Raw genomic sequence first — 24,506 nt, 5'->3', positions numbered from 1 at the left:
ACAAGGGCTCTGCACAGGGCCGCCGGATCAGGCCGCGATCGCAGGCCGCATCGGCACTTGCTGCTTTTGTGGGATTTCGCCAAACAACGCCTTATGCACCGCCTGCTGAGCCTGGAACGCCAATGCCGCGCGTTCCTGGCCGTGGCAGGCGATCGGCTCCAGCAGATGGATATGCACGTCGCCCCGGTCATTGGCAAACAACCGCATCAGGTGCGACAGCAGATCATCATCGCCAATGAACGGTGCCAGTGAGTCAGGCTCGCCGTTGCGCAGATAACGGATTGCCACCGGTTGCAGCGCCACGTCAGCATCGATGGCCGCCGACAGTAAACGACCATGGAAGGTGCGCAGGGAGCGGCCATCGGTGGTGGTGCCTTCGGGAAACATCAGCAGCGGATGGGCCTGTTCCAGGTGTCGACTCATCTGTTTGCGAATCAACTGGCTGTCGCCCGAGCCGCGACGGATGAACAAGCTGCCGGCCTTGGCCGCCAACCATCCCGCCACGGGCCAGGTGCGCACTTCGGCCTTGGACAGGAACGACATTGGCGTCAGCATGCCCAGCAGCGGGATATCGGTCCAGGACACATGGTTGCTGACCCACAGCATGGGCTGTTGTGGCATTTGCCCGTGCACCGTCATGGAGAAGGGCAGGGCGTGGCTCAGGCGCGCCATGAAAAATCGCGACCAGCGCTGGCGGCGCACCATGGAATTGGCCACACCCAGCCGTTCAAACAGCCCGAACACGCTGGCCATGCTCAGGCCCAGCGTCACCACCAGCAACACTCGCGCGATTCGCGCGTACACCCGCAACCGACTCATCACACCGCTGCCTTGAAGTGGCGGGCGTAGCGTGGGCAGAGTTCGTCGCGCTTGAGCAGGATGAACACGTCGGCCACCTGGAAATCCTCATCCCAGCACGGCTCACCGCAAATCTTCGCGCCCAGGCGCATATAAGCCTTGAGCAGAGGTGGCATTTCGGCAATGACGTTGGACGGCACGTCCAGGGCCGGCAATGGTTTTTTCGGCACCGCCCGCAGGTGTTCGGTGCACAGATACCGTTCGCGCAGACGCTGCATGATCGCTTGGGCCTGGACGCCACCGTCCTGCATTGGAATGCTCGCGCATCCCATCAGGTAGCTGTAGCCGCCCTCGTTCAGCACCTCGGCCAGTTCGCCCCAAAGTACCGCGATGGTGCCGCCGTTGCGGTAGGCCGGGTCGACGCAGGTGCGACCGATTTCCAGGATCGGACCCTTGAGATGGACCAGGCCGTGAAGGCTGAACTCTTCTTCACTGTAGAACCGGCCCAGGCTGCTGGCGGCGTGGTGATCGAGCAGACGCGTCGTCGCCACGAGGCGGCCGGTGTTCAGGTCGCGTACGCCGATGTGGGCGCAGTGAACATCATAGTCATCCATGTCCAGACCCATTTCCGCGCCTTTGAGCTTGGCGTTGAACTCGCCGCTGAAGACGTTGAAGCGCAGGGCCTGGGCTTCTTGCAAAGCCTTGGCGCCAATCAGGCGTTCGGCTTGCAGGCGGCGTTCATTGCCAGTGTCGCTGATGCGGGCGATCTGAGTCATAGCGAATCTCCGTGCGGGCTGTTCAGTTGCAGCCGATCGACTTTCTTTATGCAGCCATGTTGTGCAAAGTCAGGCTATGTAGCCCCGGTGTCATCGCCATGAAGCTTTGGTGATGCTTATGTGACAGCCCATTGAGGAGCCTCTTATGCCCTGGCAAAACCTGATCGAACGCGGCGAACGACTGCCCGCCCATCCGGATCTGGCCGAGGGTTATGCATCCTTGCTGCAACGCCTGGGGCCGGTGACGCCGTTTGAACTGGCCGTAATGGGCGCGCGATTGATGGCAACACCGGGGTTGGCTTTTCTGGTGGGGTATCAGGCGGCGCTGCGAGTGCTCTGGCCGAGCGCGCCGCAGAGCCTGGGCGCCTTGTGCGCCACCGAGCAGCGCAGCCTGCGTCCGGCGGACATGCAGACTCGCGTCACCGACCTGCGTTTGAACGGGCGCAAAGATTTTGTTACCACGGGCGATGCCGCTGAGTGGCTGCTGGTCGCCGCCCGCGGCGAAGCGTTCGGCGAGCCGCCGCAGTTGAATCTTGCGGTGGTTTATCCTGGAGAGCCGGGTGTGACCCTGGAAAAACTCCCGGCCATCGCCCTGATGCCCGACATCAGCCATGGACGGGTAGTGCTTGATGGCGCGCTGTGCGAGTTGTTGGCCGGGGATGGCTGGGACGCCTACGTCAAACCGTTCCGCACCCTGGAAGACCTTTATGTGCTCAGTGCCATGGCCGCCTGGCTGTATGGCGTGGGGCAGGAGTGCGCGTGGCCCCAAGCCCTGCAGCTGCGCTTGCTGGGGTTGCTGGCCGGTTGCGCTGAAGTGAGCCGGCACAACCCGTCCAGCGCGGCCGGGCATGTGTTGCTGGGTGGGTTGTTCGCCCAGTTCAACGGGCTCGATGGCGAACTGAACGACGCCCTGGCCGTCGGTCCGGCGGTGTGGCGCGAAATGTGGACGCGGGATAAAGCCGTGATGGACATGGCGGCGGGTGCGCGGGCCAAGCGGTTGGCCAAGGCGTTGGGATCTTCATTGGGTTGAAGGGCCTCATCGCGGGCAAGCCTTGCTCCCACAGGTCAGCGCCAAATGACAGTCTGCCGTAGACCTGTGGGAGCAAGGCTTGCCCGCGATGGCGCCAGTACTGTCGACACAAATACCCAAATTGTCATCAAGTCTGAATAGGCTCCGAAGGTTCAATCCTGCGAGCCCCAAGCATGTCCAAAGGCTGGTTCCTGATCCCGCTGCTATTGCTCAACCTGTGCGCTCAGGCCGAAGACTGGCCCGGCGAGCAATGGCCTAGTGGCCCGCCCCCCACCGGGCCGGCCATCGAAGCCCTGGAGCAATACGCCTTTCCACCTCGCGACGATGCCACACGCCAGGGCATCCGTACCGATGCGCTGCTGGTGATCCAGGACGGTCGGCTGGTCTACGAACGTTATGCCGGGCCCACCAGCGCCGACACTGCGCACCTGACCTGGTCGATCAGCAAAAGCCTGATGGCGACGGTGTTTGGCGTGGCCTATGGGCAAAAGCTGTTCAGTCTGCAGGATCCTGCCGCGAGGTATTACCCGGCGTTGAGCAAGTATCCGGACATGACCTTGGCTGATCTGTTCCATTGGGCCTCGGGTCTGGACTGGCAGGAAGATTACGAATACGCACCGCTCAAGTCCTCGGTGGTGGCGATGCTTTATACCCGGGGGCGTCATGACATGGCGGCGTTCACCGCGCAGCATGAACGCGACAGCCCGTCGGGGCAGGTGTTTCGTTACTCCAGCGGCGACAGCAACCTGCTGGCGGCGGCATTGAAAAATATCGTTGGCCCGGCGCGGTATCCCGATTATCCCTGGACGGCCCTGTTCGAGCCGCTGGGCATCCACCACGCTACCTGGGAAACCGACGCCACCGGCACTTTTGTCGGGTCGTCCTACGCCTACCTCACGGCGCGGGACCTGGCGCGCGTGGGACTGTTGATGCAACGGGAGGGGCGGTGGGGCGAGCGGCAACTGATCCCTCAAGCCTGGGTGGCATTCAATCGCGAGCCCTTCGCCCGCTTCCAGGCCGGCCAGGACGAAGCGGTGCCCGGCGGACATTGGTGGCTCAACCGCGCTGCCGACCCGATCATCCACCCGTGGCCCGATGCGCCGCCGGATACGTTTGCCGCGCTGGGCCATTGGGGCCAGGCGTTGTACGTGATCCCCAGCGCCGGGCTGGTGATCGTGCGCTACGCTGATGACCGCGACGGCAGCTACCGCCACAACGAATTACTCAAGCGGGCCATGGCCGCGTTCGCCGGGACGGTGCAACCATGAGGCGCAGACCGCTGCTCACGTTGATGTCGGTGCTTGTTGTAGCGCTGCTCGGCTGGGTCTGGCTCGAACGGGTGGCGCTGCGGGCCTTCCCCGACATCATCAGCGCCTACACCGCCAAGGAGTATTGCTCGTGTCGTTACGTGATGGAGCAACCGGCTGACTATTGCCATGGCTATGTAAAGCAGTGGGTGCCCATCAGCGATTTTCTCGAGACGCCTGAAGCGAAACGCATCACCGTCGCCGGGCTGGGGCGCAGTAATAGCGCACGATGGCAGGGGAAGCGGCAGGGGTGTCGGTTGGAACCCTGAACTAACCTTTAGGAACAAAGCTGACGCCGATCCTGGTATGGAGCAAGGCCTGACGCCGATCCTAGTGTGGGAGCAAGGCTGCCCGCGATGGCGATTCCGAGAACGCCATCGCGGGCAAGCCGTGCTCCCACAGATAAAACCCATCACCTCAGGTTCTCTGTATTCCTGGGTCGTTGTTGAAACGGACAGTTTGCAAGCGCCCTCGGCCCGGTTAAGGTTCGCCACAGGTTTATCTGCCCTCCGAGTGTGTATGTTCAAGCGGTCTTTTTCTCACGCTGTCGCGACCTTGCTGCTGGCCTGCGCCGCGCTGCCGGCCCAGGCCAATTGGTACCTGGACGGCGAATCGTCGCGGCTGTCGTTTATCAGCAGCAAAAACGGCAACGTTTCCGAAGTCCAGCGCTTCCTGGTGCTTCATGGCCAGGTCCAGCCCAAGGGAATGGTCCGGCTGGAAGTGGAGCTGGAGTCGGTCAACAGCGGTATCCCCCTGCGTGACGAGCGCATGCGCGCCGAGTTGTTTGAGATCAAACAATTTGCCGACGCCACCATTACCGCGCAGCTCGACCTGCTGCCGATCCAGGACCTGGCCAACGGCGCCCAACTGGAACTGCGCTTGCCGCTGACCGTCGACCTGCACGGCAAGCAACAGGTGTATCAGGCCGAACTGCTGGCAACGCGCCTGGATGAACGACGGTTCCAGGTCGTGACCCTGGAGCCGGTGGTGCTCAACGCGGCGGATTTCGACCTGGCGCCGGGATTGGAGACGTTGCGCAAGCAAGCCGGGCTGTCGGCCATCAGCCTCGCGGTGCCGGTGAATGCGGTGCTGATTTTCACGGCGCGCTGACATGAGCGGCCCGGTATTTCCGTGGCGCGAAGGCAATCGCTTCGAGCTGTTGATCGACGGCCCGCAGTTTTTTCCACGCATGCTGGTGGAAATCGCCCGCGCCCAGGAACAGGTCGAACTGGAGCTGTACCTGGTGGAAGCGGGGACATGCGCCGAGGCGATGGTCCAGGCACTCGTCCAGGCTGCCGAGCGCGGTGTTCGCGTGCGTTGCCTGTTCGATGACTACGGCAGCCTGGCGTTTACCCTGGGCCTGCGCAACCGCCTGATCGAGGCGGGCGTGGAGTTGCGTTTTTACAATCGCCTGAGTTGGCGCCGCTGGGTACGCAATTTATACCGCGACCACCGCAAGCTGCTGTTGGTGGACCAGCGCCTGGCGGTGGTTGGCGGCACCGGGGTGACCGATGAGTTCTGGAGCCCGCTGGATGACCGCTGCGAGTGGCACGAGGTCATGGTGGAAATCGTCGGCCCCTTAGTGCTGGACTGGCAGTTGCTGTTTGACCGCCAATGGCTCGCCAACCGTCATCGCCGTGCCTGGAAGCCAGCGTCCAACTTCGGCTTGCCGCGCTTGCCCCGGGTTCCGCCGATGGGTGAGGGCATGGGGCGGGTGGCTTATGCCGATGCCCGCCAGAATCGCGACATTCTGCAATCGTTGTCCCGGGCCCTGAACAGCGGTCAAAAGCGGATCTGGATGGCGACCCCGTACTTTTTGCCCACCTGGAACGTGCGCCGTTCCTTGCGCAAGGCTGCCACCCGGGGCATCGATGTGCGCCTGCTGCTCACCGGCCCGCGCACCGATCACCCGTCCGTGCGTTACGCCGGGCACCGTTACTACCCGCGTCTGCTCAAGGCCGGGGTGAAAATCTTCGAATACCAGCCGTGTTTCCTGCACCTGAAGATGGTGCTGGTGGACGACTGGGTCAGCATCGGCTCCTGCAATTTCGATCACTGGAACCTGCGCTTCAACCTGGAAGCCAATCTTGAAGCCCTCGACTCGACGCTCAGCACTGCGGTGGCGGCGAGCTTCGAACGCGACTTCACCCAGAGCCTGGAAGTCAGCCTTGAGGCCTGGCAACGTCGACCGTTGTGGAAACGGGTCAAGCAGCGGGTGTGGGGGTTGGTGGATCGGTTGGTGGTGAATGTGCTGGGGCGGCGGGGGTAAGGTTCACCAAAAAACAATGTGGGAGCGAGCCTGCTCGCGATGAGGGCCTGACAGTCAATGATGCGGTGACTGGTAGGCCCTCATCGCGAGCAGGCTCGCTCCCACAGGTTTTTGCGCTGTTGGCGAATCAGAGCAATTCGAACCTCTGTTGCTTCACCGCTTGGGAATCCAGGCCGATCTGGACGTTGAACTTGCCCGGTTCAGCAGCATATTTGAGCTGGGCGTTGTAGAACTTCAAGTCGTCTTCGGTGATAGTGAAGTGAATGACTTTCTTCTCGCCAGCCTTGAGCGTCACCTTGCGGAAGTTCTTCAGCTCCTTCACTGGGCGGATGATCGAGCCGGTCACATCCTGGATATAGAGTTGCACCACGGTTTCGCCGTCACGCTCGCCGGTGTTTTCCAGGGTCACGCTGGCATCGAGCTTGCCGGTCTTGTTCAGCGTGGTGGACGACAGGGCCATGTCCGTCAGGCTGAATTCGGTGTAGCTCAGGCCGTAGCCGAACGGATAGAGCGGACCGGTGGTGTCATCGAAGTATTGCGAGGTGTAGTTGCCCGGTTTGCCCGGCGTGAATGGCCGGCCAATGCTCAGGTGGTTGTAGTAGGTCGGAATCTGTCCCACCGAGCGAGGGAAGGAGATCGGCAGTTTGCCCGACGGGTTGTAGTCGCCGAACAATACGTCGGCGATGGCGTTGCCGCCTTCGGTGCCGCTGAACCAGGTTTCCAGGATCGCATCGGCTTGTTGCTTTTCATCCACCAGCGCCAGCGGACGGCCGTTCATCAGCACCAGCACCAGGGGTTTGCCGGTAGCCTTCAGGGCCTTGATCAGCTCGCGCTGGCTGGCGGGGATGCTCAGTTCAGTGCGGCTCGAGGACTCGTGGGACATGCCACGGGACTCGCCCACGGCAGCCACCACTACATCGGCTTGCCTGGCGGCCTTCACGGCTTCGTCGATCAGCACTTGGGCAGGACGTGGGTCATCCACCACTTCCGGGGCGTCGAAGTTGAGGAAGTTCAGGTAGTCGAGCACCTTCTTGTCGCCGGTGATGTTGGCGCCACGGGCGTAGACCAGCTTCGATTCTGCGCCCAGGGCACGGGTCATGCCGTCGAACAAGGTCACCGATTGCGCAGGGCGACCGGCAGCGGCCCAACTGCCCATCATGTCGATCGGTGCCTTGGCCAGCGGGCCGACCAGGGCGATTTTTGCGCTCTTCTTCAAGGGCAGGGTCTGGTTGCGGTTTTCCAGCAGGACCAGGCTGCGGCGGGCCACGTCACGGGCATCGTCGCGGTGCAGGCGGCTTTCGGCGTAGGTGTCGGCCGGGTCGTCCTCGGCCTTGCCGATGCGCAGGTACGGATCCTTGAACAGGCCCATGTCGTATTTGGCGGCGAGGACTTCGCGCACCGCATTGTCGATGTCGCTCTGCTCGATTTCACCGGCCTTGAGCAGTCCAGGCAGCTCCTTGCCGTACAGCGAGTCGTTCATGCTCATGTCGATGCCGGCCTTGATCGCCAGCTTCGCCGCTTCGCGACCGTCCCGGGCCACGCCATGTTTGATCAGTTCGAAGATGGCGCCGTGGTCACTGACCGCCAGGCCCTTGAACCCCCATTCCTTGCGCAACAGGTCGTGCATCAGCCAGGTGTTGGCGGTGGCAGGCACGCCGTTGATGGAGTTCAGCGCGACCATCACCCCGCCGGCACCCGCATCGATGGCGGCGCGGTAGGGTGGCAGGTAGTCCTGGTACATCTTCACCGGGCTCATGTCCACGATGTTGTAGTCCCGGCCACCTTCCACCGCGCCGTACAGGGCGAAGTGCTTGACGCTGGCCATGATGCTGTCGGCCGCGTTGGCGCCACTGCCCTGGAATGCTTTGACCATCACCCCGGCGATGCGCGATACCAGGTAGGTGTCCTCGCCAAAGCCCTCGGAGGTCCGGCCCCAGCGTGGGTCGCGGGAAATATCCACCATCGGCGCGAAGGTGATGTCCAGGCTGTCGGCCGCCGCTTCCTGGGCGGCGACGCGGCCGGAGCGGTAGATGGCGTCCATGTCCCAGCTAGAGGCCAGGGCCAGGGGGATCGGGAATATCGTGCGATGGCCGTGGATCACGTCATAGGCGAAGAACATCGGGATCTTCAACCGGCTGCGCATGGCCGCGTCCTGCATCGGGCGGTTTTCAGCCCGGGTGATGGAGTTGAACGTTCCGCCGATGTTGCCGGCGGCGATTTCCTTGCGAATCATCTCCCGAGGCATCTCGGGACCGATGCTGATCAGGCGCAACTGGCCGATCTTTTCCTCAAGAGTCATCTGCTTCATCAGGTTGCTGATGAAGGCATCCTTGTTCTCTATGGGGGCTGGCAGGTTGTCGGCTAATACGGATTGACTGGCCAGTGTGACAAACAGGCCCAGCAAACACAGCTTCTTCATGAATGGTTTCTCGCAAGCCTAAGGGCGGTAATCAGGACACGCCGGTCAGCAAAATGTGAGGAGCGGCTATTGTTGTTCGAGTATTGTCTGAATAAGAGCAGCACTGTTTTCGAACGCACGCGGATGAACTTAGTTTCGCACAGGGCATCTTTTAGCCCATCGACCCGATTCAATCCCGTGGCGGCGGCAGATTATGCCCCAGACACTGGTGCGATAGGTGGCTGTGTTTTTTTCAATGGACTGTATAGGGGAGCTTCACTCGATGAACCTACGACTGAACCACCGTTGCGGCCTGCAAATGCTGGCGCTGATGTTGTTCTCCACGCTGCTGGCCGGTTGCGGCATCAACAACATTCCAACCCTGGACGAACAGGCCAAGGCGGCCTGGGGACAGGTGCAGAACCAGTACCAGCGCCGTGCCGACCTGATCCCCAACCTGGTGGAAACCGTCAAGGGCTATGCCCAGCACGAACAGGAAACCCTGACGGCGGTGGTCGAGGCGCGGGCCAAGGCCACGTCCATCCAGGTCGATGCCAGTACCCTGGACAATCCGGAAAAACTCAAGCAGTTCCAGCAGGCCCAGGACCAGTTGAGTGGTGCGTTGAGCCGCCTGATGGTGGTGGTCGAGCGCTATCCGGACCTCAAGGCCAACCAGAATTTCCTGGCCTTGCAATCACAACTCGAAGGCACCGAGAACCGCATCGCCGTGGCTCGCCGCGACTTCATCCTGGCGGTGCAGAACTACAACACCGAAATCCGCACCTTCCCCGGCCGGCTATGGCACAGCGTGATGTACAGCGATCTGCCGATTCGCGAAACCTTTGAGGCCACCAGCCCCAACGCCGAAAAAGCACCTGAGGTGAAGTTTTGATGGATCAGTTGCAAGCTTCAAGCTACAAGCCTCAAGCACAGTCAATACGCACAGCTTTTGCTTATAGCTTGAAGCTTGCAGCTTGCAGCTGCGCCTTGCTGTTGCTCTGGGTCTTTGCCATCACGGCCCAGGCCGAGCTGAAGTTTCCGACACTGACCGGGCGGATCGTGGACACTGCCCAGATGCTTGAACCGTCGGTGCGCACGCAACTGGATGCGCAGCTCAAGGCCCATGAACAGGCCACCGGTGAACAGGTGGTCGTTGTCACGCTGGCGGACCTGCAAGGCACCAGCATCGAAGACTTCGGCTATCAACTGGGTCGTCACTGGGGCATCGGGCAGAAAGATAAAAACAACGGCGCGCTACTGATCGTGGCCCGGGATGACCGTAAACTGCGGATCGAAGTGGGCTACGGCCTGGAAGACCGCCTGACTGACGCCCAAAGTTCGGTGATTATCAACCAGGTGATCACCCCGGCGTTCAAGGCCGGCAATTTCAACAAGGGTATCAGCGACGGCGTGGCGGCGATGCTGGTGGTGCTGGGCGGCAATGCGCTGGATGAGCCGGCTGCCGCGTACGGTGCCGATGGCCAGGAGGAGGGCGATTTCGTCGGACGTCATCCGGGGCTGTTTGTGTTGTTGGTGCTGCTCTTCATCGTGACGGTGTTCGTGTGCCAGATGCTCGGTATCCTGCCGGCCGGACGCGGTGGTTCCGGGGGCGGCTATGGCGGTGGCGGTGGTTTCGGCGGTGGGGGCGGCGGCTTCAGCGGCGGTGGAGGCAGTTTCGGGGGCGGCGGTTCGTCGGGCGGCTGGTGACAATAATAATGAGCAGGCACTTATAACCATGGCATTACTGACTGAACACGAACAACGCAAGGTCGCCGAGGCCATCGCCCGGGTGGAGCGCGATACCGACGCCGAGCTGGTCACCGTGCTCGCCGCCCGCGCCGACGACTACGCCTATATCCCGCTGCTGTGGGCCAGCCTGCTCGCCCTGGTGGTGCCCGGCGTGGTGCATTACCTCACGGGCTGGCTGACCACGCACGGTCTGCTGCTGGTGCAGTGGGTCCTGTTTATCGTGCTGTGCCTGGCGTTTCGCATTCCTGCAATCACCACTCACCTGATTCCTCGTTCCGTGCGTCACTGGCGCGCCTCCAATCTGGCGCGCCGGCAATTTCTCGAGCAAAACTTGCACCACACTGTGGGCAGCACCGGGATGTTGATCTTCGTTTGCGAGGCCGAGCGGTATGTGGAAATCCTGGTTGACGAAGGCATTTCCAATCGACTCGACAACAAGCACTGGGAGGCCATTGTCGCGGCGTTCACCCAACAGGTCCGCCAGGGACAGACGTTGCAGGGCTTCGTCACCTGCATCGAGGCCTGCGGCGAATTGCTCAAGGAACACGTCCCGGTGACTCACGCACGCAATGAATTGCCGAATCGGTTGGTGGTGCTGGGCTGAAAAGTTTCTGCCAGCACAAGCCAGTGGGAGCAAAGCTTGCTCGCGATGACCGATGACTCGGTTTGGCCTGCTGAGTCGCGGCGTGTTCATCGTGGGCAAGCCTTGCTCCTACAGAGGCTACCGCTCGCCACACGAACTTTTCCGTGCCCTCGCTGCCCATCCCCCCTAAAATAACCGCCATTCCCGATCCGCCCGCCCCGAGGCCGCTTTTTCCATGTCTGTCACTGCTACCCCCGCCCGTCCTGCGCCGGATCACCACGCCCAGTTCATCGAGCTGCTGCAAACCAGTCTTGAGCAAAACGCCTTCATCAAACTGGTGCTGGCCAAGTACGCCGGTGACGAAGCGGACTTGCAACGGCTGATCATCAAGCAGTTGACGGTCAAGGATCAGCCATGCCTGTCCTTCGTTTACCGCTACAAAACCCGTGACATCACCAAGAATTTCCCGCTGGCCGAAGGCGTGGCGACCATCGCCGCGCTCTTGCCGGTGTCGTTCAAGAATGCGCATCTGCTGGCTGTCACCGATGAAGCGCAACTGGAGTACAGCAAAAAAGGCAAAAGCTCGCTGTTCAAGAGCAAGCCCCAGCAGCTGCGAGAAGTGCCATCGGCTGAGCACAATCGCGAGAAAAATCGCTTCCTCGACCTGAACCGACCGTTCCTGGCGGATTTGGGCGTGACCAACCACAAGCACGAGCTGATCCCGGCGATGTCGCGCAAGTGGAAGCAAATCAACAAGTTCATCGAAGTCTTCAGCCATGCGCTGACGTCTTCGCCGCTGGCCCTGGATCAACCGGTGCGGGTGTCGGACTTTGGCTCGGGCAAGGGCTACCTGACGTTCGCCATCCATGACTACCTGCGCAACACCTTGCAGGCTGAAGGGATCGTGACCGGCGTCGAACTGCGAGAGGACATGGTCAAGCTGTGCAACGCAGCCGCCGCGCGGCTGGAGCACCCGGGCCTGAGCTTCCAGCACGGCGATGTGCGCAGCGTCGCGCCGGCTGCGGTGGATGTGATGATTGCCTTGCACGCCTGTGATATCGCCACCGACTACGCGATCCACATGGGCATTCGCTCGGGCGCTTCGATCATCATGTGCTCGCCGTGCTGCCACAAGCAGATCCGCTTGCAAATCCAGAGTCCGGCGTTGCTCAAGCCGATGCTGCAATATGGCCTGCACCTGGGCCAGCAGGCAGAAATGGTCACTGACAGTCTGCGGGCGCTGTTTCTGGAGGCCTGTGGCTACGAAACCAAGGTGTTCGAGTTCATTTCCCTGGACCACACCAACAAGAACAAGATGATCCTGGCGGTCAAGCGCGCCGAACCGGTGGCCCCGGCAGAGCTGCTGGCGAAGATCCAGGAACTCAAGGCGTTCTACCACATCACCGAGCACTGCCTCGAAACCCTGCTGCGCGCCGACGGTTACCTCGCCTGAGCGACTGGCACATTACCCTGTGGGAGCGAGCCTGTAGAAGCAAACCTGTGGGAGCAAACCTGTAGGAGCAAATCTGTGGGAGCAAATCTGTAGGAGCAAACCTGTAGGAGCAAACCTGTGGGAGCAAACCTGTGGGAGCAAAGCTTGCTCGCGATGAACGATGACGCGGTGCACCTGAAAAACCGCGTCGCCTGAATCGCGAGCAGGCTCGCTCCCACAAGTTGCATTCAGCACCCAGAGATGTGCAGCCCGTCAGGTAATCGCCGCTTATCCCTCATCTACCGACGTATCGGTCTACCTTTAATGCGTTCACCCCCTAACGCATCCCCAAAGGAGCCCACCCCATGGCCGCTAAGAAGATCCTCATGCTGGTCGGCGATTACGTCGAAGACTATGAAGTGATGGTGCCGTTCCAGGCCTTGCAGATGATCGGCCACACCGTGCATGCCGTGTGCCCGGACAAAAGCGCCGGGCAAACCGTACGCACGGCGATCCACGACTTCGAGGGCGACCAGACCTACAGCGAAAAACCGGGACATCTGTTCGCGCTGAATCATGATTTCGTCGGTGTTGAGGCCGCTGATTACGATGCGTTGCTGGTGCCGGGCGGACGTGCGCCGGAATATCTGCGCCTGAATGAGAAAGTGCTGCAACTGGTGCGTGATTTCGACCAGGCGGGCAAGCCGATTGCGGCGGTATGCCATGGTGCGCAATTGCTGGCCGCGGCGGGCATCCTGGAAGGGCGCGAATGCAGTGCCTATCCCGCATGCGCCCCGGAGATACGCCTGGCGGGCGGGACCTTTATCGACCGCGCGGTCACTGAAGGCCACGTTCAAGGCAATCTGGCCACCGCGCCAGCCTGGCCGGCGCACCCGAACTGGCTGGCGGGGTTCCTGACACTGCTGGGCACGGCCATCACCTTGTAAGGCACTGGCAGAACAAGCGCAGCGGGTCTTTACTCTCGGGGATGTCTCAACCGCCCAGGAGAACGAACATGTCGGGATGGTACGAAGTCAGCAAAAGCAGTAACGGCCAGTTCAAGTTTGTGCTAAAGGCGGCCAACGCCGAAACGATTTTGACCAGTGAGCTGTATACGACCCGCAGCAGTGCCGACGGTGGCATCGCTTCGGTGCAGAAGAACAGCCCCCTGGCCGAACGTTATGAACTCAAGAGCACCAAGGACGGTCATCCTTACTTCAACCTCAAGGCTGGCAATCACGAAGTGATTGGCAGCAGCGAAAGCTATTCCTCTGACGCCGCCCGGGACAAGGGCATTGCCAGCGTCATGGCCAACGGACCGACGACGGTGATCAAGGACAAGACGCTGGCGGCGCTTTGACAGGACGTCAAAAGTCGAAGGTCAATGTTGGGAGCAAGGCTTGCCAGTGGTGCAGGTGCTGCGATTGTGCGGGAAACACCGAGTCATCGTTGATCGCGAGCAAGCTTTGCTCCCACAGATAAATTCTCCCACAGATAAATGCTCTCGCCCCACGTTACTGTCCGGGCCGACCTTTGCTCTAAACCTCCACCGGCACCGACAACTGCGGGTCGCCCAGCGGATGAGTCTTGGCATCGAAGAACTGCAATTCAACCGCCAACCCCTGGAACACCTTGGCGAAATGCCGTTTCTGGTGCTGGATGAACGCCTGGCTGCGGGGGTAGATCGAGATCGCCACGGTTTTCGGCGCGGCCTGGCGCAGGGCATGGACGATGTGACCGTCCTGCTCGCCCAAGGCATGGCCAAACAGGCACAGGCTGTCGCCGTGGTGCAGCAACTGTTCGTAGCAGAACGATAGGTAGTCAGAACTGCGGATGGTCTTGAGCTTGTCCTGGCTCGGCCCTTCATTGACGAACAACGGCACGTCGTCGAGGGTCTTGATCGTATTGTTGATGGCGAAATTGCCCAGCAGCGTACCTTCGGTGGACGTGAGTTTGCGCGCCGTGCCGTCCTGGTTGCGCACCAGGTGCAGACCACCGTGCAGGTACAGCAGGCGCGGTTTGTCCGTGGCCACCTGGCTCAGATCGAAACTGTGGTCGCTGCCCAGGAACAGGTCGGTGACGGTCTCGGGCGCATGCTGGATCGCCCAGTAGTTGAGCAGATCGTAGTTGGTGGTGAATACCGTGCGATAGCGGCTCAGCTCCTGGCTAAGCGTCGCCAGGGTCGAGGGTTGTACCAGTCGCCACGGGATATGCACCGCGTGCACGGTGTTGATCAGCGCTTCCTTGATTGCGTAGTAACGATTGCGTGGGGCCGCGGAACTGACGGCCAGCGCCTTGTTGACCCGGCTGGTGGTTTTCAGGGCGCCGAGCACCTGTTCGAAACTGCGGGTCTGCATCGCGTCGAACACGCTCAGTTCCGACGGGCTCAGGGGCTTTTCCTCGACGGTGCGAGCGTTTTCGAACAGCGAGTCATAGCCGAAATCGTCCCACACGGCGCGACTGGCACCGTTCCCCACCAGCAAGCCGCTGAAGGCGGTGCTGGCGCGCAAGGCACTCCAGTCTTCGAGCCGGGCGTCGTATTCCAGGAAGTCGGTCATTGCGAAAATTATCTCAAAACGTGGTTAAGGCAGGTCGCGACTTTATCACGACCCAGTCTTGAGCCAGATCAAGATGCGTCGTGACCAGTCGGTCATTCTGGTAGCCCTGCCAATCCCGGCCTCTTCCAGGAGACATCTCCCATGAGCAGCACTTTTTTCATTCCCGCCGTGAACGTCATGGGTCTGGGTTGCCTCGACGAGGCCATGACCGCTATCGGCAACTACGGCTTTCGCAAGGCCCTGATTGTCACTGACACAGGGTTGGCCAAGGCCGGCGTCGCCAGCAAGGTGGCCGAGTTGCTGGCGCGACAGGACATTGACTCGGTGATTTTCGACGGTGCCAAGCCCAATCCCAGCATCGCCAATGTCGAGCGCGGGCTGGGGTTGTTGAAGGAAAGCCATTGCGATTTCGTGGTGTCGCTGGGTGGCGGCTCGCCCCACGATTGCGCCAAGGGCATCGCCTTGTGCGCCACCAACGGTGGGCAGATTAGTGACTACGAAGGCGTTGACCGCTCGAGTAAACCGCAGTTGCCGCTGATCGCCATCAACACCACGGCAGGTACTGCCAGCGAGATGACCCGTTTTTGCATCATCACCGACGAGACCCGCCACGTGAAAATGGCAATTGTCGACCGCAACGTGACGCCGCTCATGTCGGTCAACGATCCGGCGTTGATGGTGGCGATGCCCAAGGGATTGACGGCCGCCACCGGCATGGATGCGCTGACTCATGCAATCGAGGCTTACGTATCCACCGCCGCCAATCCGATCACCGATGCCTGCGCGCTGAAAGCGGTCACGTTGATCAGCAACAATCTGCGCCAGGCCGTGCGCGACGGCAACGATCTGACGGCGCGGGAGAACATGGCCTATGCGCAGTTCCTCGCAGGGATGGCGTTTAACAATGCTTCGCTGGGTTTCGTGCATGCCATGGCCCATCAACTGGGCGGCTTTTATGACTTGCCCCATGGCGTATGCAACGCCGTGTTGTTGCCCCATGTACAGAGTTTCAACGCCTCGGTATGTGCCTCTCGACTGACCGACGTGGCCCATGCCATGGGCGCCGATACGCGCGAGCTCAGCCCGGAGGAGGGCGCACGCGTGGCCATCGCCGCGATCCGCAGCCTGGCTCTGGACATAGACATTCCAGCCGGCCTGCGGGAGTTGGGTGTGCGCCTCAACGACGTGCCGGTGCTGGCGGCCAACGCCTTGAAAGACGCTTGCGGCCTGACCAACCCGCGGGCGGGGGATCAACGACAGATCGAGGAGATTTTCCGCAGTGCATTTTAAGCGACCCGTGGCGGCATGAACCGCCCGCACAGCAGTGCCGCCACTGCCAACAGCGTGCACAACGCCGCCAGCGGCCAGGCCTGTTGGCTCAACAACAGGCTGGCCATGGCGCCGATCGCCGATGCCATCAGTTGATGCAGGAAACCGCTCAACGCCATGGCATAAGCCCCGGTCACCGGTGAACCCTCGTTGGCCAGGGACAGGCTGATGGGGTAATTCAACGATTGACCGAACACCGCGAAGCAGTATGGCAACCAGAACAGCAACGCGACGCTGCTCAGTGCGACGCTCCCCAGCAGCATGGTCGCGCTGCCACCCAGCACCAGCGCAATGCCCCAGCTCATCAGCCGTCGCTGGCCGGTGCGAAGTACAAAGGCATTTACCGCCAGTGCGCCGAACAGGTACGCCGCACTGATCGGCCAGCCCAGCAGGCCGTACTCAATCGCTGACCAATGAAAGCTTTCCTGCAAAATCAGCGGCGCTGCGGTGTTGAACGCGACGATCACGCCGTAACCCAGGCCACCGGCCAATGCCGGCAGTAAAAAACCTCGATATCTGAGTATCCTGCCGTACACGCGCCACGCCGATTGCCCGTTGCTGCTTTCTGTCAGCACGGGAAACCCGACCCGGGACACTGCGACCGCCATGGCCAGGCTGACCGCACCCAACCCGTAGAAGATCGCTTCCCAGCCGAAGGCAACCTGGATCAAAGAGCCCAGATACTGACCGATGCCAAGGGCAATCACGAAGGCTATCGAGATCCATGACAGGGCCTTGGCCAGTAGATCGCCGCTGAAACTGTCACGGATCAATACCCGGGCCATCACTGAGATACCGCTGGCGCCGATGCCCTGAATCAACCTGAGCGTCAGGAACGCCTCCACTGTCGAGCCCAGCGGTAAGGCCAGGTTGCTCAGGCCGTACAGCCCCAATGCCGCCAGTAACACCGGTTTGCGTCCCAGACGCTGGCTCACGCTGCCCCACAGCAACATCGGCAGCGCCATGCCGATCAGGTAAACCGACAAGCCCCAGGAAACCCGGGACGCATCGGCCCCCAGATCCCGAGCGATGTCAGGCAGGGCCGGCAAGTAGATGCTCATGCCCAGTTGTGCCAGGAAGACGGTGGTGCAGGTGATGATCAGGGTCGTGCGGTTCTTCATCAAGGCGCTCGTTCAAGGACGGATGTCACGCCCGCGTGCCAGCAGCAGATCGGTGATTCGTTCGCAGAACGAGCGAATCACGTTCGTCTCCATGTCGGCGCGCAGGGTGATGCGGATTGCGGCCTTGTCTTGCGGCACAACCGGGAAAAAGACCGCTGAAGTGAAATACCCCAGGTCGGCCAGTTCGACCGCCAGGCTGTTGGCCTGGGCTGCTTCACCGCAAGTTACCAGACGGATCGCCATGGCACTGCCGTGCTGTTCGGTGCGAATGAGGCTGTCGAAGAAGCGGATATTAGCCTGCAAACGCTCCTGCAAAGCGCTGAATTCTCGACTTCTGTGCAGGCGGATCGAGGCCATGCCGGCACCAATGGCCGCTGCGTTCAGGCTCTGGGACCAATTGCTCGGCCCTCCATAGCGCTGCACCAGTGCTTTGTGCCGTTCACTGCCAAACATCGCCAGGCCGCCACTGGCCCCGAATGATTTGGCCAGAGAGGCGACAATCAGCGTGCGCTCGTCTACGGCGTGGAAGCGTGAACGGACCAGACCAGCCCCGCATTGTCCTACGGTGGACAGCGCGTGGGAGTCGTCCAGATAGAGAAACAGGCCATAGCGTCGTTTGAGATACAACAGGCTATCCAGATCCGCCACCCCACCCATGCTGTAGGCACCGTCGGCCACATACGCCACGTTGCGCTGCCGTTTGCACACGTCTTCAAGGAAATCCATGTCGTTGTGCGGCCCGGTGATGACCTGGGTTTCATCGGCGCAAGCAGCCTTGAGGTGATTCATCGAGTAATGGGCCTGCTTGTCAAACACCATGACCGGCGGCCGGTTGTCCGTGAGCGCGCCGCTGGCCAGCAATGGCAGGATCCCGGCGCTCGCGGCACTGCATGACAGGGCGCTGAGACAGCTGGCGCCAAACAACTCCGACAATTGGGTTTCGTATCGGTCCAGGATCGCCAGCTTGCAGCGGGTTTTCGAGTCGGCGACGCGCAAGGTCCCGGTTTCCCACAGGGCTGTCATGGCACCGTCCAGCAACGCCGGATGGTGATCCAGGCCCAGGTAGGAAGTTGTGCAGAAGTGATGCAAGGTTCGGCCGTACTGGTCGATCAGGACGTTGGGTGTCTTGACCTCGACGTTCAGCCCTGAGGTTTTTCCGACTTCTGCGCTCCGCCAGTCCTGGTCCGCCAGGGAAATGACCTTACGGTAGTTGGTGAAGCGATGGGTCGGCTGTGCAGTCTGGTTCATGGCGCGATTACATTCCTTGGTTGAGTGGTGCTGTCCGTGAGTGGTATCGATATTTGTGTGTTTCCAGACTTTACAGATCGTTATGCGGGGCTTTGAATCGGCCGTTTCCGGCGTGTTTGAGTGTTACCGGAGACTTCTGTGTAGGATCTTGCCTAAGGGGCTGGGCGGGGAATCCATTTACGCTGTCGGAGCGTGGTAAGGCGCTGTTTTTCCCCCTATGTCCGCTGGGTTTGGTTCATCAATATTCTTTCCAAAGGTTGCTCGTCGATGCTCTCAGGCCTCAATCATTTGACACTTGCCGTCACGGATCTGGACCGAAGTGTGGTTTTTTATAGCGAGCTGTTGCAGCTTCGCCTTGAGGCCAAGTGGGCCAGCGGGGCTTATTTGTCGTTGCCTGGGTTGTGGTTGTGCCTGTCCCTTGATCCGTTGCGTAATCCCGAGCCGGCGGCGGACTACACCCATTACGCATTCAGCATCAGTGCCGAAAATTTCCCGCTATTGCTGGCGCGCTTGCACGCAGCCCAGGTGACACCTTGGCGAGACAATCGCAGCGAAGGTGACTCGTTTTATTTTCTCGACCCGGACGGGCACAAACTCGAAGTTCACGTGGGGGACCTGGCGTCCCGCCTGCAGGCCTGTCGGCAGGCGCCTTATGTCGCTATGGAATTTTTTACGGCGCCGTGATCCTTCATCCAGGGCCGGATAAACTGCACGATGCCCAATTCCGACAGGACCGTCCGTCATGACTCCCTCGCTACTATTCACCATCGTTGCCTCCGGCTTCATCTATGGCATCACACCAGGACCCGGGGTGCTGGCGGTGTTCGGCATTGGCGCGGCGCGAGGGCGGCGGGCCGGGGCGGGGTTTCTCTGCGGGCATCTTTTGGGGGATGTGGTCTGGTGTGGCACCGCGCTGGCAGCGATTGTCGGAGCGCGTGAGATAGGCAGCACGGCTTTTGATGCCTTGGGGGTGGTCAGCGGGCTTTATCTGTTCTGGTTGGGATTGCGGGCCGTTCGTGCTCGCGCGGGCAGCGCCGATGCACCGCAAGGCCCGGCGCGTCAGCCGTTCTGGCACGGTGTGATATTCGGCCTGACCAATCCCAAGGCATATCCGGTGGCGGTGGCGACCTTCACCGCTTTGCTGTCCAGCCGTGCCGAGCTGCTGCATTGGTCGATGTTGCCCTGGCTGATCACACTCAGTTTCCTCGGCGGTCTGATTGCTTACGCTATCCTCATTGGTATTGTGGGCGCGAGTCGGATACGCACGTTGTATCAGCGTCACGAACTGACAATCACCCGGTTGTGCGGTGTGATGTTCATAGGGTTTGCCATCAACGCCTTGTGGCATGCAGTGCCGGGCCTGTTGACCAGCAGGACGTAAGGCCGACGTACCCACTGCCGTACCTAAGGTTTTTCTCCACGCTGCATTATCGGATGACCACCAGCCCCATGGACACTCGCAGTGGCGCACCGCTGGCCAGTTACATCGACCTTTTGATGGACGCCGTGTGCGCCGTCGACGGGCAGGGGCGTTTCGTGTTTGTCAGCGCCGCTTGTGAGCGCATTTTCGGTTATACCCCGCAGGAATTGATCGGCCTGCCGATGATCGACCTGGTGCATCCTGCCGACCGCCAGCGAACTCTTGAAGCGGCGCGGGAGATCATGGACGGCGAACCCAAGCTCAATTTCGAGAACCGCTACCTGCGCAAGGACGGTCGGGTGGTGCATATTTTGTGGTCGGCGCGTTGGTCGCCGGCGGACCAGTTGCGGATCGCCGTCGCCCGGGATATCACTGAACGCAAGCAGGCCGAGTCCCGACAGGCGGCGTTGTATGCGATTTCCGAGGCCGCCAACACCGCGGCGGACATGCTGGCGTTGTTCAAGCGCATTCACTTGATCATTGGCGAGTGGCTGCCGGCGATGAATTTTTCGGTGGCGCTGTATGACGAGCAGTGTGCGCAGCTGAACTTTGCTTATCACGTCGATGACCTGGAACGACAGCCCGATGTGCCGGGCTCGGTCACCAAGCGCCTGTGCGCCGAAGTGATTCGCACTGGCCAACCGATCCTGCTGACGCCCGGTTGCAGTCAGTTGCCATTAGGGTTTTGCGACCTTGTGGCGCAACCGAACGCGCCTTGCTGGCTGGGTGTGCCGCTGATCTCGCAGAACGGCACGATCGGTGCGTTGATCGTCAAGAGCGCGCAAGACAACCAGCGCTACACCGAGCAAGACAAGGAGTTGCTGCAATACGTCTGTGCACAGCTGACCATCGCCATCGAGCGCCAGCAATTGCACGCCCGGTTGCAGCGCATGGCCCAGTACGATCAGTTGACCCAGGTGCCAAACCGCGAATTGCTGCGCGAACGCTTCAAGGCCGCACTGGCCACCGCCCGCGCCGCGTCTGGGCGCATGGCGTTGCTGTATATCGACCTGGATCGCTTCAAGCAGATCAACGATACCTACGGCCACGCGGTGGGCGACATGTTGTTGCAGGCGGTGGCCAGTCGGCTCCAGGGCTGTGTGCGCGACACCGATACCGTGGCGCGCATTGGCGGTGATGAGTTCGTCGTCCTGCTCCACAGCGTCCAGGCTTTGGAAGATGCCCATCGCGTGCAGGAAAAAATCCGTCATGCATTGACCCAGCCGCTGCGCCTGGACGGGCACTGCCTGAGCATCGAACCCAGCATCGGAGTGGCCTGTTTTCCCGAGCATGGCGCCGAAGACGTGGCGCTGTTCCGCCACGCCGACGAGGCGATGTACGCCGCTAAACGCCAAAATCACAAGGCGTTCGGTATTTGACCAGCGGCCACCGTTCGTCGTGGCGCGGCATGATTTTCCAAACCTTTCAGTCCGCAACCCTTTCCAATATCAGGTAGGGCCCGCTCGCCGGAAACATTGTCCTGGATCGAACGAAGGCGTCTGGATCGGGTCGCACATGTGGGAGAACCACCAACCTCATCGTCCGTCGAGGTGCACCCGTTGAAGCCGGCATCGGCCGTATTCGGGACAGACGTTTGTCCAGATCGTTAGAGGTGGTTCTGATTCAGTGGCGGGAAATCTGCCGCAACTTTTTAGAGGAGGGCGTGACCATGAGCCGGATGGCCACCTTTTTACGCACCACCAGTCTCGTCGTGCTGATGGGCCTGGGTGCCAACAGTGCCTGGGCACAATCGCCTGCCGAATTCATCAACGATGCTTCGGCCAAAGGCATGGCCGACATTGAGGCCAGCCGTATGGCCCATGGGAAAGCTGAATCCAGGGAGGTCAAGGATTACACCATCATGGTGATCAACGACCGCACCACGGCCAACCAGCATTTGGCCAAGATTGCGAAAAAGCTCGACCTGCCAGTCGCACCCCGGGAAGAAGTGGCCGACAAAGCCAAAACCCTGATGCCGCAAGTGCCGGAAGGCGAATCGTTCGAGGCTGCCTATGCCGCTAGCCAGGTCAAGGCCACCGAGGAAGCCATCGCGCAGATTCAGGAGCAGGCCAAGACCACCGAAGTGCCGGAAATCAAGGCGTTTGCCGACGAAACCCTGCCCAAGTTGCAGACCCATCTCGAAATGGCCCGGGCGCTCCAGGCCAGTCGCTGATTCGCCGCATTATTTACCTTCAGGACCGGGACGTTAGCGCCCCGGCTCATCTTGCCCGCCGAAAAGGAGAAGTTCGATGTCCACACGCCGAGAACCCAACCAATACGCGATGCAGAACCCGCTGACCCAATATCCCCGCCCGCCTTTCCCCGACCAGCCACAGTCGCCGCCGGGTATCGATCAGGAGATGGTGCCAAGACCCGATCACGGTGAAAAAAGTTACCAGGGTTTTGGGCGCCTGGAAGGGCGCAAGGCTTTGGTGACTGGTGGCGACTCGGGCATCGGCCGTGCCGCCGCCATCGCCTACGCCCGGGAAGGCGCGGATGTAGCGATCAACTATCTACCCAGCGAAGAGCGTGACGCCCGGCAAGTCATTGAGTTGATCGAGGCCGAGGGTCGCAAGGCGATTGCAATCCCGGGCGATCTGAAGGATGAAAAATTCTGCGTCCAACTGGTCAATAGTGCCCATGAACAACTGGGTGGCCTGGATATTCTGGTGAATGTTGCTGGTAAGCAGGAGGCACAGAAAGACATTGCCGATATCACCACCGCGCAATTCGATGACACCATGAAAACCAACATCTATGCGATGTTCTGGATCTGCAAGGCAGCAGTGCCGCTGATGCCGGCTGGGGCGACGGTGATTAATACCGCGTCGATCCAGTCTTACGATCCTTCCGCAACACTGCTGGATTACGCCACCACCAAAGCGGCCATCGTCGCATTCACCAAGGCGCTGGCAGGGCAAGTAATCAGCAAGGGCATACGGGTCAATGCCGTGGCACCGGGGCCGATCTGGACCGTGCTGCAACCCAGCGGCGGACAACCCCAGGAGAAAATTCCTACCTTTGGCTCTCAGGTGCCGATGAAGCGCCCAGGCCAACCGGCCGAATGCGCACCGCTTTATGTGCTGCTGGCGTCACAGGAGTCGAGCTACATCACCGGGGAAGTGTTCGGTGTGACGGGCGGCAATCCGCTGCCCTGACCTCACGCTTGTTCGCGCGAGTAGCGAGCGCTGCTCGCGTGCGCCAGTCTCAGCACTGATTCAGATCGATCTTGTTTTTTGGCTCCAGGCCTTGCTCGGCGCCGAGATTCTTGGCCTCCTTCTCGCCCATGGCCTGGTAGTGCCTTCTCATTGCCTCCAACTGCTTGAGGTCCAGCGATTCCAGACCGAGCATTGCATTGTGCGCATTCTTGTTCGCTCGTATCAGTTCGTCGACCTTCAGGTGCAGGATGTCGGTATCACGGTTCTGCGTGTTCTGAATCAGGAACACCATCAGGAATGTGATGATCGTGGTCGAGGTGTTGATGATCAGTTGCCAGGTGTCGTTGAACTGGAAAAACGGCCCGCTGACTGCCCAGAGCACCAACAACACCAGCGCCCCCAAAAATGTCTTGGGGCTCCCTGCCCATAGGGCCAGTTTTTGTGCGATTTTTGCGAAGTTCATTGCTGCGTTTCCTTCTGGGATGCACCTGTCTGGTGTGACAGCAATGAGGTAATGAAAATTCTACTTACATTTGCAGCGCTGCCTTAAGTTCATTGGCCGGCAAGGTCGTCGCAACCATTTACCGTATTCAGAGGTCACTCCTTAAAGCCCTCAATCGGAGTACACCATGAACCTCGCACGCACTTTCTGCCTCACTTGTTGCCTGTTCGCCCTGCAGGGCTGCTTCGACAACTCGGACAACGAGACCAAGGACAATACCGATGGCACCAAGTCGTCGGTGCAGATGCAGGAGTCCGGTTCGGAGAAAAAATAACCGGCTTATTGCAAAAAAACTGTGGGAGCGAGCCTGCTCGCGATGGGCAGATCAGCAGGATTGTTCCTTGGCTGACATGGCGCCATCGCTTGCAGGCTCGCTCCCACAAGGGGTTAGGGCAGGAGTTTGGGGCAGGTTGGTTTTCAACGTCCTTGCTGTAACACCTTCAGCGCCGCCGAAGCCAGAAACCCGGAACGGCTCTTTTCTTCAGGATGGTGCAACACGTACTCGTCAATACGGTTCAGCAGATAGCCAGGCAAGGTGATATTGAGCTTCTGCGCCTTGCCCAGATACTTGGTCACATCAATGTCCACCAGCGCCCAGGTGCAACCGGTGTATTTAGGATTGGCTGCATGCAAGGTGACTGTATTGGCCGATGGAATCGGCGAGCCGTCCTCCGCCAGAATCTCGAAGTGCCCCTCAATGGCCTCGCGGGCCATCGCCATGGCATCGTCCAGGTCATCGCCAGCAGAAAAACAACCGGGAATATCCGGTACTTCAACACCCCAGGCGTGCTTCTCATCGCCCATGGAAATTGCAATCGGGTAAAGCAT

26 protein-coding genes are annotated in these 24,506 nt (G+C 60.6%); 18 read left to right on the top strand and 8 right to left on the bottom strand.

The genetic code is table 11. The annotated features are described in order from the left end of the window. Positions 1-27: 27 nt before the first annotated feature. The gene (locus tag MA884_RS18490) at positions 28-819 is read right to left on the bottom strand and encodes a lysophospholipid acyltransferase family protein (protein ID WP_256231856.1); all 792 of its coding nucleotides are present in this window, start codon (positions 817-819) and stop codon (positions 28-30) included. After that, complete coding sequence (gene olsB, locus MA884_RS18485; protein WP_256231855.1) at positions 819-1,574, bottom strand: L-ornithine N(alpha)-acyltransferase; 756 nt, start codon at positions 1,572-1,574, stop codon at positions 819-821. Before olsB ends, MA884_RS18490 begins: the two co-directional genes overlap by 1 nt. 145 nt (positions 1,575-1,719) lie before the next feature. Between olsB and MA884_RS18480 the strand changes: the two genes are divergently transcribed. The 5 genes from MA884_RS18480 to MA884_RS18460 all read left to right on the top strand — a co-directional run bounded on the left by MA884_RS18480 (position 1,720) and on the right by MA884_RS18460 (position 6,180). After that, positions 1,720-2,604 carry an acyl-CoA dehydrogenase family protein gene (locus MA884_RS18480; protein ID WP_256231854.1) on the top strand — a complete coding sequence of 295 codons (885 nt, stop codon included), beginning with the start codon at positions 1,720-1,722 and terminating at the stop codon, positions 2,602-2,604. 173 nt (positions 2,605-2,777) lie between these two features. Continuing rightward, positions 2,778-3,872, top strand: a complete 1,095-nt coding sequence (locus tag MA884_RS18475) for a serine hydrolase (RefSeq protein WP_256231853.1) — start codon at positions 2,778-2,780, stop codon at positions 3,870-3,872. Further along, positions 3,869-4,180 (top strand): amidase, encoded by a 312-nt coding sequence (locus tag MA884_RS18470; RefSeq protein WP_256231852.1) that lies wholly within the window; start codon positions 3,869-3,871, stop codon positions 4,178-4,180. Before MA884_RS18475 ends, MA884_RS18470 begins: the two co-directional genes overlap by 4 nt. Before the next feature lie 250 nt (positions 4,181-4,430). After that, positions 4,431-5,021 carry a YceI family protein gene (locus MA884_RS18465; RefSeq protein WP_256231851.1) on the top strand — a complete coding sequence of 197 codons (591 nt, stop codon included), beginning with the start codon at positions 4,431-4,433 and terminating at the stop codon, positions 5,019-5,021. 1 nt (position 5,022) lies between these two features. Then, on the top strand, positions 5,023-6,180 hold the full coding sequence (locus MA884_RS18460; protein WP_256231850.1) for a phosphatidylserine/phosphatidylglycerophosphate/cardiolipin synthase family protein: 1,158 nt from the start codon (positions 5,023-5,025) through the stop codon (positions 6,178-6,180). Positions 6,181-6,307: 127 nt separating this feature from the next. Here the strand turns inward: MA884_RS18460 and bglX are convergent, their stop codons facing one another. After that, positions 6,308-8,599 (bottom strand): beta-glucosidase BglX, encoded by a 2,292-nt coding sequence (bglX, locus tag MA884_RS18455; RefSeq protein ID WP_256231849.1) that lies wholly within the window; start codon positions 8,597-8,599, stop codon positions 6,308-6,310. Between the two features lie 262 nt (positions 8,600-8,861). Here bglX and MA884_RS18450 point away from each other — a divergent pair, with 262 nt between their 5' ends. The 6 genes from MA884_RS18450 to MA884_RS18425 all read left to right on the top strand — a co-directional run bounded on the left by MA884_RS18450 (position 8,862) and on the right by MA884_RS18425 (position 13,702). Continuing rightward, positions 8,862-9,470 (top strand): LemA family protein, encoded by a 609-nt coding sequence (locus MA884_RS18450; RefSeq protein ID WP_256231848.1) that lies wholly within the window; start codon positions 8,862-8,864, stop codon positions 9,468-9,470. Positions 9,471-9,565: 95 nt separating this feature from the next. Next, a complete protein-coding gene (locus MA884_RS18445) occupies positions 9,566-10,285 on the top strand; it encodes a YgcG family protein (RefSeq protein ID WP_256231846.1) in 720 nt (239 codons plus the stop codon). Positions 10,286-10,313: 28 nt separating this feature from the next. After that, positions 10,314-10,931 carry a TPM domain-containing protein gene (locus MA884_RS18440; protein WP_256231845.1) on the top strand — a complete coding sequence of 206 codons (618 nt, stop codon included), beginning with the start codon at positions 10,314-10,316 and terminating at the stop codon, positions 10,929-10,931. 214 nt (positions 10,932-11,145) lie between these two features. Further along, a complete protein-coding gene (locus tag MA884_RS18435; RefSeq protein ID WP_256231844.1) occupies positions 11,146-12,363 on the top strand; it encodes an SAM-dependent methyltransferase in 1,218 nt (405 codons plus the stop codon). Positions 12,364-12,707: 344 nt separating this feature from the next. Next, positions 12,708-13,289, top strand: a complete 582-nt coding sequence (locus tag MA884_RS18430) for a DJ-1/PfpI family protein (RefSeq protein ID WP_256231843.1) — start codon at positions 12,708-12,710, stop codon at positions 13,287-13,289. A 68-nt stretch (positions 13,290-13,357) separates the two neighbouring features. Next, positions 13,358-13,702, top strand: a complete 345-nt coding sequence (locus MA884_RS18425; RefSeq protein ID WP_256231842.1) for a YegP family protein — start codon at positions 13,358-13,360, stop codon at positions 13,700-13,702. A gap of 178 nt (positions 13,703-13,880) precedes the next feature. Here MA884_RS18425 and MA884_RS18420 read toward each other — a convergent pair whose 3' ends face one another. Continuing rightward, the gene (locus tag MA884_RS18420) at positions 13,881-14,900 is read right to left on the bottom strand and encodes a DUF4917 family protein (RefSeq protein WP_256231841.1); all 1,020 of its coding nucleotides are present in this window, start codon (positions 14,898-14,900) and stop codon (positions 13,881-13,883) included. A 141-nt stretch (positions 14,901-15,041) separates the two neighbouring features. Here MA884_RS18420 and yiaY point away from each other — a divergent pair, with 141 nt between their 5' ends. After that, positions 15,042-16,190, top strand: coding sequence for an L-threonine dehydrogenase (yiaY, locus tag MA884_RS18415; protein WP_256231840.1), 1,149 nt, complete (start codon positions 15,042-15,044; stop codon positions 16,188-16,190). Here the strand turns inward: yiaY and MA884_RS18410 are convergent. Further along, positions 16,187-17,350 (bottom strand): MFS transporter, encoded by a 1,164-nt coding sequence (locus tag MA884_RS18410; protein ID WP_256231839.1) that lies wholly within the window; start codon positions 17,348-17,350, stop codon positions 16,187-16,189. The two genes, yiaY and MA884_RS18410, sit on opposite strands and share 4 nt — an antisense overlap. Positions 17,351-17,362: 12 nt before the next feature. Continuing rightward, entirely contained in the window at positions 17,363-18,598 is a 1,236-nt protein-coding gene (locus tag MA884_RS18405; RefSeq protein WP_256231838.1) for an aminotransferase class I/II-fold pyridoxal phosphate-dependent enzyme, read from the bottom strand. Positions 18,599-18,865: 267 nt separating this feature from the next. On the opposite strand from MA884_RS18405, the gene fos reads away from it, so the two are divergent. The 5 genes from fos to MA884_RS18380 all read left to right on the top strand — a co-directional run bounded on the left by fos (position 18,866) and on the right by MA884_RS18380 (position 23,176). Then, entirely contained in the window at positions 18,866-19,282 is a 417-nt protein-coding gene (gene fos, locus MA884_RS18400) for a fosfomycin resistance glutathione transferase (RefSeq protein WP_256231837.1), read from the top strand. Between the two features lie 58 nt (positions 19,283-19,340). Beyond that, positions 19,341-19,979 (top strand): LysE family translocator, encoded by a 639-nt coding sequence (locus MA884_RS18395; protein WP_256231836.1) that lies wholly within the window; start codon positions 19,341-19,343, stop codon positions 19,977-19,979. 68 nt (positions 19,980-20,047) lie between these two features. Beyond that, complete coding sequence (locus MA884_RS18390) at positions 20,048-21,397, top strand: diguanylate cyclase domain-containing protein (protein WP_256231868.1); 1,350 nt, start codon at positions 20,048-20,050, stop codon at positions 21,395-21,397. A gap of 290 nt (positions 21,398-21,687) precedes the next feature. Continuing rightward, positions 21,688-22,191, top strand: coding sequence for a DUF4142 domain-containing protein (locus tag MA884_RS18385; protein ID WP_256231835.1), 504 nt, complete (start codon positions 21,688-21,690; stop codon positions 22,189-22,191). A gap of 76 nt (positions 22,192-22,267) precedes the next feature. Next, entirely contained in the window at positions 22,268-23,176 is a 909-nt protein-coding gene (locus MA884_RS18380) for an SDR family oxidoreductase (RefSeq protein ID WP_256231834.1), read from the top strand. A 49-nt stretch (positions 23,177-23,225) separates the two neighbouring features. Here the strand turns inward: MA884_RS18380 and MA884_RS18375 are convergent, their stop codons facing one another. After that, positions 23,226-23,639 (bottom strand): low affinity iron permease family protein, encoded by a 414-nt coding sequence (locus MA884_RS18375; protein WP_256231833.1) that lies wholly within the window; start codon positions 23,637-23,639, stop codon positions 23,226-23,228. A gap of 166 nt (positions 23,640-23,805) precedes the next feature. On the opposite strand from MA884_RS18375, the gene MA884_RS18370 reads away from it, so the two are divergent. Further along, complete coding sequence (locus tag MA884_RS18370) at positions 23,806-23,952, top strand: hypothetical protein (protein ID WP_177193336.1); 147 nt, start codon at positions 23,806-23,808, stop codon at positions 23,950-23,952. Between the two features lie 143 nt (positions 23,953-24,095). Here the strand turns inward: MA884_RS18370 and MA884_RS18365 are convergent, their stop codons facing one another. Next, positions 24,096-24,506, bottom strand: a complete 411-nt coding sequence (locus tag MA884_RS18365; RefSeq protein WP_256231832.1) for a type II toxin-antitoxin system HicB family antitoxin — start codon at positions 24,504-24,506, stop codon at positions 24,096-24,098.

The organism is Pseudomonas sp. Q11 (genome assembly GCF_024494355.1).
GTDB lineage: Bacteria > Pseudomonadota > Gammaproteobacteria > Pseudomonadales > Pseudomonadaceae > Aquipseudomonas > Aquipseudomonas hefeiensis.
The sequence above is the reverse complement of the archived record's forward strand: the minus strand, read 5'-3'. Positions and strand labels throughout refer to the sequence as shown.

Excerpts from the sequence above, each read along its gene's own strand:
- MA884_RS18490 (WP_256231856.1), bottom strand. The coding sequence starts at position 819 with ATGAGTCGGTTGCGGGTGTACGCGCGAATCGCGCGAGTGTTGCTGGTG.
- MA884_RS18395 (WP_256231836.1), top strand. The coding sequence starts at position 19,341 with ATGACTCCCTCGCTACTATTCACCATCGTTGCCTCCGGCTTCATCTAT.
- fos (WP_256231837.1), top strand. The coding sequence starts at position 18,866 with ATGCTCTCAGGCCTCAATCATTTGACACTTGCCGTCACGGATCTGGAC.
- MA884_RS18370 (WP_177193336.1), top strand. The coding sequence starts at position 23,806 with ATGAACCTCGCACGCACTTTCTGCCTCACTTGTTGCCTGTTCGCCCTG.
- olsB (WP_256231855.1), bottom strand. The coding sequence starts at position 1,574 with ATGACTCAGATCGCCCGCATCAGCGACACTGGCAATGAACGCCGCCTG.
- MA884_RS18460 (WP_256231850.1), top strand. The coding sequence starts at position 5,023 with ATGAGCGGCCCGGTATTTCCGTGGCGCGAAGGCAATCGCTTCGAGCTG.
- MA884_RS18440 (WP_256231845.1), top strand. The coding sequence starts at position 10,314 with ATGGCATTACTGACTGAACACGAACAACGCAAGGTCGCCGAGGCCATC.
- MA884_RS18470 (WP_256231852.1), top strand. The coding sequence starts at position 3,869 with ATGAGGCGCAGACCGCTGCTCACGTTGATGTCGGTGCTTGTTGTAGCG.
- MA884_RS18375 (WP_256231833.1), bottom strand. The coding sequence starts at position 23,639 with ATGAACTTCGCAAAAATCGCACAAAAACTGGCCCTATGGGCAGGGAGC.
- MA884_RS18465 (WP_256231851.1), top strand. The coding sequence starts at position 4,431 with ATGTTCAAGCGGTCTTTTTCTCACGCTGTCGCGACCTTGCTGCTGGCC.
- MA884_RS18435 (WP_256231844.1), top strand. The coding sequence starts at position 11,146 with ATGTCTGTCACTGCTACCCCCGCCCGTCCTGCGCCGGATCACCACGCC.
- MA884_RS18450 (WP_256231848.1), top strand. The coding sequence starts at position 8,862 with ATGAACCTACGACTGAACCACCGTTGCGGCCTGCAAATGCTGGCGCTG.
- MA884_RS18475 (WP_256231853.1), top strand. The coding sequence starts at position 2,778 with ATGTCCAAAGGCTGGTTCCTGATCCCGCTGCTATTGCTCAACCTGTGC.
- yiaY (WP_256231840.1), top strand. The coding sequence starts at position 15,042 with ATGAGCAGCACTTTTTTCATTCCCGCCGTGAACGTCATGGGTCTGGGT.
- MA884_RS18420 (WP_256231841.1), bottom strand. The coding sequence starts at position 14,900 with ATGACCGACTTCCTGGAATACGACGCCCGGCTCGAAGACTGGAGTGCC.
- MA884_RS18480 (WP_256231854.1), top strand. The coding sequence starts at position 1,720 with ATGCCCTGGCAAAACCTGATCGAACGCGGCGAACGACTGCCCGCCCAT.
- MA884_RS18390 (WP_256231868.1), top strand. The coding sequence starts at position 20,048 with ATGGACACTCGCAGTGGCGCACCGCTGGCCAGTTACATCGACCTTTTG.
- MA884_RS18365 (WP_256231832.1), bottom strand. The coding sequence starts at position 24,506 with ATGCTTTACCCGATTGCAATTTCCATGGGCGATGAGAAGCACGCCTGG.
- MA884_RS18380 (WP_256231834.1), top strand. The coding sequence starts at position 22,268 with ATGTCCACACGCCGAGAACCCAACCAATACGCGATGCAGAACCCGCTG.
- MA884_RS18430 (WP_256231843.1), top strand. The coding sequence starts at position 12,708 with ATGGCCGCTAAGAAGATCCTCATGCTGGTCGGCGATTACGTCGAAGAC.
- MA884_RS18425 (WP_256231842.1), top strand. The coding sequence starts at position 13,358 with ATGTCGGGATGGTACGAAGTCAGCAAAAGCAGTAACGGCCAGTTCAAG.
- MA884_RS18405 (WP_256231838.1), bottom strand. The coding sequence starts at position 18,598 with ATGAACCAGACTGCACAGCCGACCCATCGCTTCACCAACTACCGTAAG.
- MA884_RS18385 (WP_256231835.1), top strand. The coding sequence starts at position 21,688 with ATGAGCCGGATGGCCACCTTTTTACGCACCACCAGTCTCGTCGTGCTG.
- MA884_RS18410 (WP_256231839.1), bottom strand. The coding sequence starts at position 17,350 with ATGAAGAACCGCACGACCCTGATCATCACCTGCACCACCGTCTTCCTG.
- bglX (WP_256231849.1), bottom strand. The coding sequence starts at position 8,599 with ATGAAGAAGCTGTGTTTGCTGGGCCTGTTTGTCACACTGGCCAGTCAA.